The organism is Xenorhabdus sp. KJ12.1, from assembly GCF_963876495.1.
Classification (GTDB): Bacteria; Pseudomonadota; Gammaproteobacteria; order Enterobacterales; family Enterobacteriaceae; genus Xenorhabdus; species Xenorhabdus stockiae.
The window spans coordinates 1-17,309 of sequence record NZ_CAWNQH010000046.1 but is presented as its reverse complement, the minus strand read 5'-3'; the positions used below and the strand labels follow the sequence as shown (position 1 = coordinate 17,309).

The 17,309-nt window shown below is 47.7% G+C and carries 1 protein-coding gene and 2 pseudogenes; 2 read left to right on the top strand and 1 reads right to left on the bottom strand.

The genetic code is table 11. The annotated features are described in order from the left end of the window. Positions 1 to 647 precede the first annotated feature (647 nt). Positions 648 to 16,331 (top strand): annotated as a pseudogene (locus AACS92_RS04285) (non-ribosomal peptide synthetase); the annotation flags it as partial. A 174-nt stretch (positions 16,332 to 16,505) separates the two neighbouring features. Beyond that, entirely contained in the window at positions 16,506 to 17,075 is a 570-nt protein-coding gene (locus AACS92_RS04280) for a hypothetical protein (RefSeq protein ID WP_099110105.1), read from the top strand. A 124-nt stretch (positions 17,076 to 17,199) separates the two neighbouring features. Here AACS92_RS04280 and AACS92_RS04275 read toward each other — a convergent pair. Next, a pseudogene (locus AACS92_RS04275) lies at positions 17,200 to 17,309 on the bottom strand (IS982 family transposase); the annotation flags it as partial.

The following is a 17,309-nucleotide window of genomic DNA, read 5'->3' as shown; positions in this document are numbered from 1 at the left end:
ATCAATGATGGATCATGTCCAAAATGTTTTTTATTAATATAAAATAATATACCGTAAATTATTTTATAATTGTGATCGTTTCATTTTGTCACTAAATTTACTCATGATTTAAAACAGTGACTAAATTTGAAAGTGACAAAATAGGATATGGTTATTTTTTATTGGTGATGATTTTAACTTACTGATTTCATATGAAATAGTTTATTTTTGATATTAATCATAAGTGTGAAAAATACAGTAATGACTTGTCGAAATTTCCTATCGATATATTCAATCCATCCGTTTTCATTTAGTTGTGTAATTAAGCGCCTATTAATAAAAATTGCGGTAGATCAAAGACGTTTATCTAAGAACAGGGAAAAAATGAAATAACTTCTCCCAATTTATTAAGTGAGCTGTTTATTCCGTTGTGGCGGGGATGACTGCTGCCTGATTTTTGGTTGGCAGATTATTAACCGAAATGGAAAAACTAATACCTGAGAGAAAATGTTTCCTGAGTATATTTCGATACTCGGCGTGCCCGTTCTTATTTTCTCAAAAAATAAAACAAAACAATTGTGATAGTTACCTGACGTAAATAAGCAATTTAAAAACAGCAGATATAACAGTTTTCAAATATCCAATAGATTCGTTGAGGTAGTAAAAAAATGAAAGACAGCATTACCAGCAAGAATAATATTCTTGAAGCTGGGGTAGTGGATATGTCGTCAGAAAAAATGAGTGATGACATATTTACAGAAAAGTTTAATGGCTTATCTGAGACTGAATATTCTCTGTTGCCGGAAATCTGCAACTCCACGGAAACCCCGTATCCTGACCATCTATGTATTCATCAGTTATTTGAACAACAGGCTGAGAGAACGCCAACTGCCACAGCATTAATTGCCGGCAATCAAATACTGAATTATGCGGAGCTGAATGCTCAGGCTAACAGGTTAGCGGCTCAACTGATTGAACAGGGTATTTGTCCGGGTGATCATGTAGCGATTCTGTTGGAGCGTTCCATTGAATTGGTGGTAGCTCAGTTAGCTATTCTCAAGTCTGGTGCGGTTTATGTTCCTATTGACCCGAATGTGCCGGATGAACGGAAAAACTGGCTGATAAGCGATTGTTCCGCCAAATTACTGTTGACTGATATACAGATGGCGACCCCGGCTGAATTAGTTGTTCCCCGGCTCAGTCTTACCCTCGCAACAGAACCTATTGGAAAAGAAGAATATCGCAATCCTGATTTACGGGATACCAGTACCGGGCCAGCGTATATCATGTATACCTCTGGTTCGACGGGTCTACCGAAAGGCGTCATTGTGCCACACCGGGCTGTTGTCCGGCTGGTTATTAATAATGGTTATGCTGATATTAAATCTGATGATCGCATTGCTTTTGCCGCTAATCCGGCTTTCGATGCCAGTACTTTTGAAGTCTGGGCACCACTGCTCAACGGAGCTGCGCTGGTGGTTATCGATCATACTACGTTACTGACTCCACCGGATTTTGTTCAGGCTTTACAGACTCACAGTATTACTATTCTATGGATGAGCGTCGGGTTGTTTAACCGTCTGGCTGACGAGTTATCTCCGGTGCTGCCTCAGCTTAAGCTATTGCTGGTTGGAGGAGATGTCCTCGATCCGCATATTATTGCTCAGGTGCTGTGTAAAAATCCGCCACAAAAATTATTGAATGCTTACGGCCCGAGTGAGGGAACCACGTTTACCACGACCTACCATATTCACGAGTTAGCATCGGGCATAACCTCTATTCCTATTGGTCGGCCCATTGCCAACACGCGAGTTTATTTGCTGGACTCTGATGGGCAACCGACAGCACCGGGAATGACGGGTGAAATTTATATCGGGGGTGATGGCGTAGCCTGTGGTTATCTCAATCGCCCGGAATTGAACGCCGAGCGCTTTCTCATCGATCCGTTTAGTGAAAAAGCAAATGCTCGCATGTACCGAACCGGAGATCTGGCTCGTTATCTACCGGATGGCAATCTGGAGTTTCTGGGGCGTAATGACCAACAGGTTAAAATCCGTGGTTTCCGCATTGAACCGGGGGAAATTGAAACCCGGCTGGTGGAATATCCGGCGATACGTGAAGCCGTCGTGCTGGCTTCAGGAGAGGGGCAGGACAAACAACTTATTGCTTATGTGTTGACTCACGAGGATCACGGATTAGCTACTCGCCTGCGTGAACATCTTAGTATGCGGTTACCGGATTATATGGTGCCGGTGGCCTTTGTGCGTCTGGATGAATTCCCGCTGACGCCGAATGGTAAATTGGATCGCCGGGCATTACCGACTCCGGGAGAAGATGATTTCGCCCGTCAGATCTATGAAGCACCTCTGGGAGAAATGGAAATTGTGCTGGCAACCCTTTGGCGTGAATTACTGGGTATACAGCGTATTAGCCGGCATGACAGTTTCTTTGCTCTTGGCGGTCATTCATTGCTTGGCGTACGGATGATTGAACGCCTGCACAGTCTGGGGTTAACTCTGGCTGCCAGTAATCTATTCCAGTGTCCGGTGCTGTCAGAATTGGCTCAAACTTTGGAAAAACATCAGGCGGTAGTGATACCACCGAATGCGATTACGCCGACGGCCACGATGCTGACTCCGGCAATGTTGCCACTGATTGATCTGAACCAATCTGAGATTGACCTTATTGTTGAGCAGGTGCCGGGCGGGATCGCTAATATTCAGGATATTTATGCTCTGTCACCATTACAGGACGGTATCCTGTTCCATCATTTGTTGGCAAAGGAAGGTGACCCGTATTTGCTGGCTTATCCGATGGTTTTTGCTGACCGTGCGCTGCTTGATCGCTATCTGGCGGCCGTGCAAAAGGTGGTTGACCGCCACGATATCCTGCGAACCGCTTTTATCTGGCAGGGATTATCTACACCAGCACAGGTAGTCTGGCGTCAGGCGTCTTTATCGGTCACTGAACTGACCTTGTCCCCGGCTGACGGGCCAGTCAGTGAGCAATTGGCTCACCGTTTTGACCCTCGCCGGTATCGCTTTGAGCTAAATCAGGCTCCATTATTACGCTTTGTTGTATCACAAGAGATTGATGGTCGCTGGCATGTGTTGCAATTACAGCATCACCTGATTGGCGACCATACGACAATGGAAGTGATGCACCGCGAAGTGCAGGCTTGTTTGACCGGGCAGGATGATCATCTGCCGATACCGGTACCATTCCGCAATCTGGTGGCACAGGCCAGACTGAACAGCAATCAGGCAGAACATACCCGTTTCTTTACCGACATACTGGCTGATGTCGATGAGCCAACGCTGCCGTTTGGCTTAACCGAAATACATCGTGATGGTTCGCAGGTAACACAATCGCACCGGATGTTAGCGCCGGAATTAAATAATCGTCTCCGTCAGCAGGCAAAACGTCTGGGTGTTAGTGTGGCAACTTTGTGTCATCTGGCTTGGGCACAGGTACTGGCGCGTACCAGCGGGCAGGGCAAAGTGGTGTTTGGTACTGTACTGTTCGGACGCATGGCGGCGGGGGAAGGGGCTGACAATGGCATGGGGCTGTTTATCAACACCTTGCCGTTGCGGCTGGATATCGATGATACATCGGTACACAACAGCATACGGTTGGTACAGTCACGGCTGGCTCGGTTACTGGATTATGAACATGCTTCATTGGCGCAGGCTCAGCGTTGTAGTGGTGTTGCCGGCGGTACGCCGCTGTTTAGTGCATTGTTGAACTATCGGCATAATGATCAACCGATTATTCCGCATGAAGTCTTACCGGGGATTGAATTTTTAGGGGAACAGGAGCGGACTAACTATCCACTTGTACTGTCAGTGGAAGATGGCGGCTCTGCTCTGGGGCTGACTGCGCAGGTAGTACAGCCATTTGAGCCGGATCGGATATGTGGTTATATGCAACAGGCGCTGGAAAGTCTGGCAGAAGCGCTGGAATGGGCACCGGAAACACCGGTACGGGCACTGAATATTTTGCCTGAAACGGAACGTACGTTATTGCTGGAAGGCTGGAACGCGACTGAAACAGTCTATCCTGAGCAGTTATGTATTCATCAGTTATTTGAACAACAGGTAGAAAAAACACCAGATGCTACAGCGCTGGTATATGAAGGGCAGACTCTTAGCTATGCTGAATTGAATGCTCATGCCAATCGATTAGCGCATCAACTGATTGCATTGGGAATGGCACCGGAACAACGGGTGGCGATCTGCATGGCTAGTTCTCTGACGCGAGTGGTGAGCTTGCTGGCGGTACTGAAAGCAGGTGGTGCTTATGTCCCACTCGATCCCGCTTATCCGGGGGAACGTTTGACACATATCCTGAATGATGCGGCTCCCTCAATCATATTAGCCGATGCAACCGGACGTATTGCGTTAGGTGAGGAAGCGCTTATCGGGCTGACTTTGCTTGAACCAAGTATCTTATCTGGTGCTTTATCCGATCAACCGGATAACAACCCGCAAATATTAGTGCTAACCTCACACCATTTGGCCTGTGTGATTTACACTTCCGGTTCGACAGGTGTGCCTAAAGGAGTGATGGTTGAACATCGTGGGTTGGTCAATCTTATTCAGGATAAAATCAGCCAGTTCAGCATTCATTCCGATAGCCGGGTGTTGCAGTTCGCTTCGTTTGGTTTTGATGCCAGTGTCTGGGAAACCATGATGGCGTTGAATAGTGGCGCTAATCTGGTTATTCCGGCGGATAGGGTTCGTCAGGATCCTCAGCGCCTCTGGCATTTTCTGGAAGAGCAATCGGTAACACATGCTTGTCTGACTCCGGCGCTATTACGGGACGGCGCTGATTTACCTGCGCTAACGATAAAGCCGACCATAATATTAGGTGGTGAAGCCCCCAGCCCAACACTTCTCCAGACATTGAGCCGTCAGGCAACTGTATTTAATGCCTATGGCCCGACAGAAATTACCGTATGTGCCAGTCACTGGCGCTGTCCGTTAAATTATACCGATACACTAGCCCCTATTGGACGCCCGACAGCGAATACCCGTTTTTATCTGCTGGATGATGGTGGCCAACCAGTGCCATTAGGGGCAGTGGGGGAGCTCTATATTGGCGGTGACGGTGTAACGCGTGGTTATCTCAATCGCCCTGATCTGACTGACGAACGTTTTCTGGCAGATCCATTTACTCACGTTGTTGATGCGCGTATGTATCGTACTGGCGATTTGGCCCGTTATTTACCCGATGGCAATCTGGTCTTTGTTGGCCGCAATGATCAACAGGTGAAAATCCGTGGTTTTCGGATTGAGCCGGGTGAGATTGAAGCCCGGTTAACCGAATATCCGGCTGTGCGCGAAGCGTGGGTACTGGCGCAGGGTGACGGGCAGGAAAAACGCCTGATCGCTTATGTTGTAATAGAAGATGCTGAGGCAGAAAAAGATAACGGATTAGCTACCCGTCTGCGTGAATATCTGAGTGCTATCTTGCCTGATTATATGGTGCCGGCAGCGTTTGTGCGTCTGGATGCTTTCCCGCTGACACCGAACGGTAAACTGGATCGACAGGCATTGCCAGTACCGAAGCAGAGCGCATTTGCCCGTCAGATTTACGCAGCACCACAAGGGGAAACCGAAACTACACTGGCGGCTATCTGGAGCGAATTACTAGGTATTGAGCAGATTAGCCGATATGACAACTTTTTTGCGTTAGGTGGTCATTCGCTGCTGGCAGTACGGGTGATGAATCGCCTCGCTGCTTTAGGTGTTGAATTACCGCTGGCTGCCTTATTTACATCACCGTCACTGATAGCTTTTGCGGAGAAAATCAGTGCGCAGCGTAATGAGGAAAAGGATAATTTATCTGACATTATCCCCGTATCCCGTGACCGTAATAATAGTAGCCCTTTACCGTTGTCATTTGCTCAGCAGCGTTTATGGTTTTTGGCGCAGTTTGATGGGGTCAGTGATACCTATCATATTCCGCTGGCACTGTACTTGCGGGGTAAGCTTAATATTTCCGCATGGCAACAGGCGCTGAATCGTCTGTTTGCCCGTCATGAAGCACTGCGTTCCGTCTTCATTATGGTTAACGGTCAACCTCAGGTTGAGCTGTTGCCAGCGGAATTGACTCTGCCAGTGAAGCAATACGACCTACGTCATCTGCCTGATGTCGATAAGCAACTTAACATTTTGTGTACACAGGAAGCAGAAACACCGTTTGATCTTGCCCGTGGCCCTTTAATCCGTTGTGCACTCATACAGCGGGCCAATGAGGATTATGTCTTCTTACTGACTCAGCATCACATTGTGTCTGATGGCTGGTCGTTAGAGATATTGAAATCAGAGCTGAGTGCCCTTTATTCGGCTTGCCTGAATGAACAGCCTGATCCATTACCTCCTTTGGTAATTCAATATCCTGATTATGCCGCTTGGCAACGTAAAGTGTTCTCCGATGAAAAAATGCGAGCGCACAGTGATTATTGGCGTCGTACGCTGGCTGATGCGCCAGTATTACTGGAGTTACCCACAGACCACCCTCGTCCTTCCCGACAGTCATTTAGTGGCGGCCGGATACCGGTACAGATTGATGCTACGTTGGTACAGGAACTGAAACAGCTGGGACAGCAACATGACAGCACTCTATTCATGGTATTGCTGACTGCCTGGGCTGCATTATTGTCGCGTCTATCCGGGCAGGATGATCTGGTGATTGGTATTCCGAGTGCCAACCGCAATCGGCGGGATATCGAGCCACTGATCGGTTTTTTTGTTAATACGCTGGCATTGCGTATTGATTTATCCGGTACGGATTCATTCGGCACATTGGACATGGAGACGCTGCTTGGGCGTGTACGGCAGACGACACTGAGCGCACAGGAGCATCAGGATTTGCCTTTTGAGCAAGTGGTTGAGATCGTACAACCACCACGCAGACCAGAACATACTCCGCTATTTCAGGTCATGTTTGCCTGGCAGGAGAATGACACGCAAGAGTGGAAACTGCCGGGCTTAGCGGTGACTCCCGTTGTACAGGGATACGATATCGCTAAATTCGATCTACAACTGGAGCTGACAGAAAAGGCGGGAGAAGTTGTTGGGGAACTGAATTATTCTTCTGCTTTGTTTGACCCTGAAACAATTGAAAGGCAGGTCGGCTATTTACAGACCTTATTACAGGCGATGGTAAGCCATCCTCAACAATCCATCACTACCGTAGATATTTTATCACCTGCTGAGCGGACACTATTGCTGGAAACCTGGAATGCCCCTGTAGCGCCATATCCTGAACAGTTGTGCATTCATCAACTGTTTGAACAGCAGGTCGAACAAACTCCGGATGCCATCGCGGTAAGGTATGAAAACCAGACAGTGAGTTATGCTGAATTGAATGCCCGATCTAACCGATTAGCACATCAATTAATTGCATTAGGTGTAATTCCAGATCAGCTTGTCGCGATTTGTGTGACACGTTCACCAGAGAGAATAGTGAGCTTGTTGGCGGTGTTGAAAGCGGGTGGGGCTTATGTGCCATTAGATCCCGCTTACCCGGGCGAGCGTTTGGCTTATCTGCTCACTGATGCTGCCCCCACTATTTTGCTGGCAGATGATATCGGTCGGTCGGCTCTGGGTGAAGAAACCCTGAAAACACTGACTGTACTCGATCCAAATACTCAGCCAAATCAGCCTGACAGTAATCCGTGTGTCCCTGAACTGACCTCTAAGCACTTGGCATATGTGATCTACACCTCTGGCTCCACGGGTAAACCGAAAGGAGTAATGATTGAACATCAGGGGGTGGTTAACCTGACGCTGGAACAAAGTGCCCGGCTTAATATCAGTGCAACCAGTCGGGTATTGCAGTTTGCCTCATTTGGTTTTGATGCCAGCGTCTGGGAAATCATGATGGCGCTGAGTAGTGGGGCTATGCTGGTTATTCCGACAGAAACTATCCGGCAGGATGCCCATCGTCTCTGGCATTATCTGGAAGAGCAATCGGTAACGCACGCGTGTCTGACTCCGGCTATGTTTCATGATGGTGCTGGTTTGCCGGAAATAGCCATAAAACCCACATTAATCTTCGCAGGAGAAACACCGGCTTCTGCCTTATTTAAGGCATTATGCGGTCGGGCTAATTTGTTCAATGCGTATGGCCCGACAGAAATCACCGTCGGTGCCACCATCTGGAACTGCCCGCCAGATTATACGGGAAGATTAATTCCCATCGGCAAGCCAACCGTTAACAAACGTATTTATTTGTTGGACAAATATGGTCAGCCAGTGCCGCAGGGTGCGGTAGGTGAGTTATATATCAGCGGCGTAGGTGTGGCCCGTGGTTATCTTAATCGCCCTGATTTGACCGCCGAACGTTTCTTACCGGATCCGTTTAGCGATGATGCTGATGCTCGTATGTATCGCTCAGGGGATTTAGTCCGTTATCTACCGAATGGCAATCTGGTCTTTGTTGGCCGCAATGACCAACAGGTGAAAATTCGCGGATTCCGGATTGAGCCGGGAGAAATCGAGGCGCATTTAACCGAACATCCGGCAGTCAGTGAAGCACTGGTACTGGCGCTGGGGGAGGGTCAGGATAAGCGTCTGGTTGCCTATATAGTGGCAAACAGAACGGATAACGAACTGGCCACCAGCCTACGTGAATATCTGAGTGCTATTTTGCCTGATTATATGGTGCCGGCAGCGTTTGTGCGTCTGGATGCCTTCCCGCTGACTCCTAACGGTAAACTGGATCGACAGGCGTTACCGGCTCCTGATCAACATGCTTTTGCCCGTCAGGTTTATGAAGCTCCACAAGGTGAAGCTGAATGCGCGCTTGCCACTATCTGGAGCGAATTGCTGGAGGTTGAACAGATAAGCCGGCATGACAGTTTCTTTGCGTTGGGCGGTCACTCTTTGCTCGCTGTACGGATGATTGAACGTTTGCGAAATAGGGGGCTGGGCTTATCGATTCAAACACTATTCGAATCCCCGACACTCTGCATTCTGGCTCAGTCTCTGGCGCAACATTGTGAAATCACAATACCCGAAAACAGTATTACACCGGATACTACGACGCTGACGCCGGAAATGTTGCCGCTGATTGATCTGACTCAATCTGAAATTGACCGTGTAGCTGAACAAGTTCCGGGAGGAATTGCCAATATTCAGGATATCTATGGTTTGTCACCGTTACAGGATGGCATTTTATTCCACCATTTATTGGCAAAAGAAGGCGATCCTTACCTCCTGATAACCCAACAGGCTTTTGCGGATAGGTCTTTGCTGGACTGTTATCTGAGTGCCGTGCAACAGGTCGTTGACCGCCATGATATCTTACGTACCGCTTTTATTTGGGAAGGGTTATCCGTTCCGGCTCAGGTCGTTTGCCGTCAGGTTCCTTTATTCATCACAGAGCTGACGCTCGATCCGGCTGACGGGGCAATCAGTGACCAATTGTCTCAACGCTTTGATCCGCGCCAGCAACGTATTGACCTGAGCAAAGCTCCGTTGTTGCGCTTTGTCATTACTCAGAATACAGATGGCCGCTGGATCCTGCTACAGCTACTGCATCACCTTATTGGCGACCATACCACGCTGGAGGTGATGAACAGTGAAGTACAGGCGTATCTGGCTGGTCGGGGAGATAGCCTGCCGGCTTCGACGCCATTCCGTCATTTGGTGGCTCAAGCCCGGTTAGGAACCAGCCAGCCGGAGCATACCCGTTTCTTTACCGATATGCTGATGGCAGTGGATGAGCCAACGTTGCCGTTCGGCTGGGCAGAAGTACACCATGACGGTTCGAAAGTGGCAGAATCACATAGAATGTTAACGTCTGCACTGAATCTTCGTTTGCGTCATCAGGCCCGGCGTTTGGGTGTCAGCGTGGCTGCACTGTGTCATCTGGCCTGGGCGCAGGTGTTGTCGCGCACCAGTGGTCAGAAGCAAGTGGTGTTTGGCACGGTATTATTCGGGCGCATGGCTGCCGGTGAAGGTGCCGATAATGGCATGGGGCTGTTTATCAATACGTTACCATTACGTTTGGATATGGATGAAACTTCCGTGCTGGAGAGTGTACAAATCGCCCATACCCGATTAGCAGGATTATTAGCGCATGAACATGCTTCACTGGCGCTGGCACAGCGTTGTAGTGGAGTCGCCAGTGGCACACCGCTGTTTAATGCGCTGCTGAATTATCGGCATAATACACAACCAGTCATGCTGGATGAAACCACCAGCGGAATTGAGCTTCTTGATGCACAGGAACGGACTAACTACCCGTTTGTGTTGTCAGTAGAAGATGGTGGTTCTGATTTGGGGCTGACTGCGCAGGTAATACAGCCATTTAATCCGGAAAGGTTGTGTGATTATATGCAACAGGCGTTGGAAAGCCTGACTGAAGCACTTGAGCAAGCACCGGAAATGCCAGTACAGATGTTGGAAATCCTGCCTGAATCAGAACGGAATTTATTGCTGCAAACATGGAACGCGACAGAAACCGAATACCCTGACCAGTTGTGTATCCATCAACTGTTTGAGCAACAGGTTGAATGTGCACCAGACGCTACCGCGTTAGTGTACGAAGATCAATCTGTTAGCTACGCAGAATTGAATGTTCGGGCTAACCGGCTGGCCCACCAGCTTATCGAACTGGGTGTTGTACCGGATCAGCGGGTGGCTATTTGCATGGCAAGTTCACCGGCGCGAATAGTCGGGTTATTGGCAGTATTAAAAGCGGGGGGAGCATATGTACCATTGGATCCGGCTTATCCGGGCGAGCGCCTGAACCATATTTTGTGCGATGCTGAACCGGCTATCTTATTAGCCGATAATACCGGACGCTCAGCGTTATCAGGCCAGGCACAAGATGAGCAATCAGCACAAATGATTGCGCAGTTAATTGTACTCGACCCGAATTCATTACCCGAACAGCCGGATAATAATCTGCAAAATAATCCGCAAATCGCTGCATTAACCTCCAGTCATCTGGCGTATGTGATCTACACCTCTGGCTCTACGGGTAAGCCGAAAGGGGTAATGGTTGAGCATCGTGGGCTCGTCAACCTTATTCGGGATAAGATCAGCCAGTTCGGTATTCATCCCCATAGCCGGATGTTGCAATTCGCTTCATTTGGTTTCGATGCCAGTACATGGGAAATTATGATGGCATTGGGAAGCGGCGCCAGTCTGGTTATTCCGGATAATACTGTTCGTCATGACCCTTGTCGTCTCTGGCATTATCTGGAAGAACAGGCAGTCACTCACGCTTGCCTGACCCCGGCTCTGTTGCAGGACGGTGCTGATTTACCGGCATTGAAGATAAAACCGACTATTATTTTAGGCGGTGAAGCACCCAACCCGTTACTTATCCGGACACTGAGCCGTCAGGCAGCCGTATTTAATGCTTATGGCCCGACAGAAATAACCATTTGCGCTACCGTTTGGCACTGTCTGCCAGACTATCAGGGAGAGCAAATCCCTATTGGACGCCCAACTGCTAATACCCGGATTTATCTGTTGGATACCTGCCACCAGCCAGTTCCTTTAGGCGCGGTGGGTGAGTTGTATATTGGCGGTGACGGTGTAACGCGTGGTTACTTCAATCGTCCTGAATTGACGGCTGAACACTTCATTACAGATCCATTTAGCAATAAACCGAATGCACGGATGTACCGAACCGGCGATTTAGCCCGTTATTTGCCGGATGGTAATCTGGTCTTTGTTGGTCGCAACGATCAACAGATCAAAATCCGTGGATTCCGGATTGAACCGGGGGAAATTGAAGCCCGGTTGACTGAATATTCCGCAGTACGGGAAGCATTAGTTTTGGCATTAGGTCATGAACAGGATAAACGGCTGGTGGCTTATGTGGTGGCAGAAGCGGATGATGGACTGGTGAGTCTTCTGCGTGAATATTTGAGCACGTTATTGCCTGATTATATGGTGCCGTCGGCCTTTGTACGTCTGGATGCCTTCCCGTTGACCCCTAACGGTAAACTGGATCGCCGGGCGTTACCGATGCCGGGAGAGGACGCATTTGCGCGTCAGGTTTACGCAGAGCCACAAGGGGAAACAGAAATTGCACTCGCCGCTATCTGGCATGACTTACTGGGCGTTGAGCAAATCAGCCGATATGACAGTTTCTTCGCACTGGGTGGTCATTCATTGCTCGCAGTGCGCATGGTCGAACGGTTGCGGAGTCTGGGCTTAACGCTGGCAGTGCGTGATTTGTTTCAATCTCCTGTGTTGTCTGAACTTGCCCAAACCTTGACACAAAATCAGGGGGAAGGTGTACCAGCCAATGTTATTACACCGGAAACGACTGAACTAACTCCCGAGATGTTACCGTTAATTGATCTCACTCAGCCTGAAATTGATCACATCATTGAACAGATACCGGGCGGGATTGCCAATATTCAGGATATCTATGCGCTGTCGCCGCTACAGGATGGCATTTTGTTCCACCATTTATTGGCAAACGAAGGTGACCCGTATTTACTGGCTGGCCAGATGGCTTTTGCGAACCGGACTCTGCTGGATCGTTATCTGAATGCCGTTCAACAAGTTATTAATCGGCATGATATCTTACGTACTGCTTTTATCTGGGAAGGGTTATCCGTTCCTGCTCAGGTGGTTTGCCGTCAGGCACGATTATCAGTGACTGAACTGACACTCGATTCCGTGAATGGGCCAGTGAGTAAACAGTTAGCTCAACGTTTTGATCCCCGTCACTATCGCCTTGATTTGGGGCAAGCGCCATTGCTACGTTTTGTTGTGGCACAAGAAACGGATGGTCGCTGGATTGTATTGCAACTGATGCATCATCTGATTGGCGACCATACCGCATTAGATGTGATGAGCCATGAAGTGCAGGCCTATCTTGACGGACAAAAAAACAATCTGCCCGTACCGCCACCTTTCCGCAATCTGGTTGCTCAGGCTCGATTGGGAGTCAGTCAGGAGCAGCATGTTCGTTTCTTTACCGATATGCTGGCTGAGGTGAATGAACCAACGTTGCCATTCGGATTGACAGAAGTTCACCATGATGGCTCACAAATCACAGAATCTCACCGGATGTTAACCGCAGAATTGAATAACCGTTTACGCAATCAGGCTCGGCGACGGGGTGTCAGCCTGGCCGCCTTATGTCATTTAGCGTGGGCGCAGGTGCTGGCGCGTACCAGTGGGCAGGAAAAAGTCGTATTTGGTACGGTGTTATTCGGGCGCATGGCTGCCGGTGAAGGTGCCGACAATGGCATGGGGCTGTTTATCAATACCTTACCGCTGCGACTGGATATGGATAATACTCCGGTACAAGATAGCGTACAGATGGCACATCGCTGGCTGGCAGGGTTATTGACACATGAACATGCGTCGTTGGCACTGGCACAGCGTTGCAGTGGAGTGCAGGGCGGAACCCCATTATTCAGTACCTTGCTGAACTACCGCCATAATGCATTGCCGATGACCTCGAATGAAATCATGGACGGTGTTGAATTCCTTGGTGCACAGGAACGAACTAATTATCCTTTTACACTGTCAGTGGAAGATTTTGGCGAATCATTGGGATTAACTGCACAAATTGTTCAGCCATTTGATCCAGAAAGGGTATGTAGTTATATGCAACGGGCGCTGGAAAGTTTGGTTGAGGCGCTAGAACAGGCACCGGAAATACCTGTGCGGATGCTGCAAATTCTGCCAGAGTCAGAGCGGAATTTGTTGCTGCAAACATGGAACGCGACGGAAACCGCATATCCTGACCAACGGTGTATTCATCAATTGTTTGAGCAACAAGTTGAGAATACACCGAACGCCACCGCCTTGGTGCATGAAGGACAGACAATTAGCTATGCGGAATTAAATGGCCGTGCTAACCGGCTGGCCCACCAGCTTATCGAACTGGGTATACAACCTGATCAACGGGTGGCAGTTTGCGTGAAGCGTTCACCATCAAGCATAACGGGGCTATTGGCAGTATTGAAAGCGGGGGGAGCATATGTACCACTGGATCCCGCCTATCCCGGCGATCGTCTGGTTTATATGCTGAATGATGCTGCTCCGCTGGTGGTATTGGCAGATAGTACCGGTCGGGCAGTATTGGGTGAGGAAGCTATCGCGAAATTAACGATAATTAACCCGAATGATATTCGGCCTGACCAACCGAATCATAATCCACAGGTTTCGGCGTTAACATCACGACATCTGGCTTATGTGATTTATACTTCCGGTTCGACGGGAATGCCGAAAGGCGTGATGGTTGAACACCGAGGATTCGTTAACCTTATTCAGGATAAAATCAACCAGTTTGCCATTCATTCTCATAGCCGGATGTTGCAATTTGCTTCATTTGGCTTCGATGCCAGTGTCTGGGAAATTATAATGGCTTTGTGTAGTGGAGCTACTCTGGATATTCCTGCTGATGCAGTTCGTCAGGATCCTCAGCTCTTTTGGCGTTATCTGGAAGAACATTCGATAACTCATGCCTGCCTGACACCAGCGCTGCTGCAGGATGGTGCTGATTTACCGGAGATAAATATCAGGCCAACCTTAATATTGGGCGGTGAAGCGCCAAACCCTGCGCTAATCCAGACATTACGCAACCGGGCAACTGTATTCAATGCTTATGGCCCAACAGAAATCACGGTATGTGCTACTGTCTGGCGTTGCCCATCAGACTATCAGAATGGTTTTATTCCTATCGGGCGTCCGACAGCTAACACTCAGATTTATCTGCTGGATAATGATGGACAACCAGTACCATTGGGGGTAGTGGGGGAGATATACATCGGTGGTGACGGTGTAACGCGAGGCTACCTCAATCGCCCTGATTTGACTGCTGAACGTTTTCTGGTGAACCCATTTAGTCAGACACCGGATGCACGGATGTACCGAACCGGCGATTTAGCCCGTTATTTGCCGGATGGTAATCTGGTTTTTGTTGGCCGCAACGATCAACAGATCAAAATCCGTGGATTCCGGATTGAACCGGGGGAAATCGAAGCCCGACTGACGGAATACCCGACAGTGCGTGAAGCTATCGTATTGGCGCAGGGTGAAGGGCAGAATAAACGGTTGGTGGCCTATGTAGTGACAGATGTGGCAGATAAGGATAGCGGGCTGGTGAATTCTCTACGAGAATATTTGAGTGCTTCGCTGCCTGATTATATGGTACCCGCCGCCTTTGTATGTCTGGATGCTTTCCCGCTGACCCCTAATGGTAAGCTGGATCGCCGGTCTCTGCCGGAACCTGATCAGAATGCCTTTGCTCATCAAGCTTATGAAGCACCGCGAGGAGAGGTTGAGATAACACTGGCTGCTATCTGGCGTGAATTACTGGGGATTGAGAAAATAGGCCGACATGACAATTTCTTTGCACTGGGAGGGCATTCGTTGCTCGCTATGCGAATGATAAACCTTGCCGCAGATCGTGGTTTGATGTGTACATTGAATCACCTATTCCAATTCCCTGTGCTGGCTGAACTGGTATCAAAAATGACATTAGATCCACTGTCTCAACCGCAAAGCAGTGCGATACCCGTTCGCTCATCCGGAATGGAACCACCACTATTTTTTGTTCCCAGTGGTATGAATGACTACTCTTATGTTTTTGGGTTATCTCAATACATTAATCCCAGCTATCCGGTCTATGTATTACCCTGGCCTTCCGTCAATGAAGAGCAGGTATCAACTATTGAAGCGTTAGCGGACAAAATGATTACTTTTATGAAATCGGTTCAACCGGAAGGCCGATACCGAATCTATGGCTACTCTTCTGGTGGTGTATTAGCTTATGTCATTGCCCAACAACTGTTAAATGCCGGTGAGACTGTCGATTTTCTGGGGTTGATTGATACGCCTGCTCCTCACTGCTTTAAGCAGCAAATCATTCAGCCAAAACTCCAGTTCCTTGCTGAACTGGCAAAACAGTCGGGTGGGGAGCATGAAGAGAAGATAGCGATATTGCATCAGAAAATTGATCAGTTAGGTTTGGTTCAATTTATTGCCGCAGCACAGAAGTTAGAACTCTATCCGGCGAACCTCCGCCCTGATTTGATCGCAAGGCGTTGGGAACAGATGGGAAGTTATGTGCAAATGATTAAAGCCTATGAACCAGAAGTATTGGAGATAATGCTCCACCAATTCTACGCAACAGAGCCTTACCCGCAAATTCCTTTCGTTACGGAAACTCTATTACCTTCTTTAAGTATGGAGCCATCGTTAGGCTGGGAGCAGGTTGTACCTGATACTTTACTCCAACTGACACCTGTACCAGGCGACCATTTTAGCCTGATGGAAGACAGCACGAATAAAGTTATTTTGGCTAAAACCTTAAGCAGGGCACTGGAAATGAATTGTGAAGTGGAGGCGGTGTAATACTAGTGATGTTGCAGAAATAGCAAGCAACCATTAATAACAATAATGCCCGGTCAATAATATTTACAATGACCGGGCATCTTTTATTTAATCATCATGGAATTATATGAGGTATGGCGACTAATATTGAATGTTAAAAAAGATAATAATTGACAGAGTAGATTTATGCTATAAATGTCTGAGCGTTATCAGGCGGTAATAAATAATGATAATTTTCCAAAAAACATTCCAATCAACACAAAGAGGATTGATATGTTAACTTTTAATGAACGCGTTAATATAGGGATCAATATAACTAAAGAGAAATTAGCTCGTTATGATCCTTCTTTTGTGCAAATAAAAATGAGCGGAACCAATGACGCTGACGTGTACAATAAACTGATAAATGATATTAGCGAATTAAAATCAATGAGTCTAGTATTTAGACTTAATAATTTCGGTCCACATGACCCGGGTGGTGCGTCGATTGATGAGATTTCACCGGGAAAATTTGCAGAACCACAAACTTCTTGGATAGTAGATGGAGTATATAAAAATCTTGATTGGCCTTTTCGTGTAACTTTAGAGGAAGCATTTCAATTGAAATTGGAACATGGCTATACCTCATCGTTTTGGTACGCCCAAGCTCAAAAATTATTAGCACCTAAGCATACAATAGTTACGAAATCATGTTTTGTTTTTCTCCAATGTGACGAATCAAAAATTTTTATTGATGCATTGACTAAAGAAGTTGTAAAAAGATGAATAATCAAAATGTTATATTAATTCGTTAACCAAAGAAGTTAGAAAAAATCATCACTCAGGTTTACTTCTCAGATAGGTTTCTGTCGTATTAATATGACAGAAACCTAAATAACCCCAATTCCGCTTAAGCTATTGCTGAAATATCTTCTTCTGAGTAGAAAATTTTCAGTGATGGCTTTTTCTCTTTAAGGCAGTAAGCAATCAATCCCGTTAAAATGGTTAACAAAAAACCGG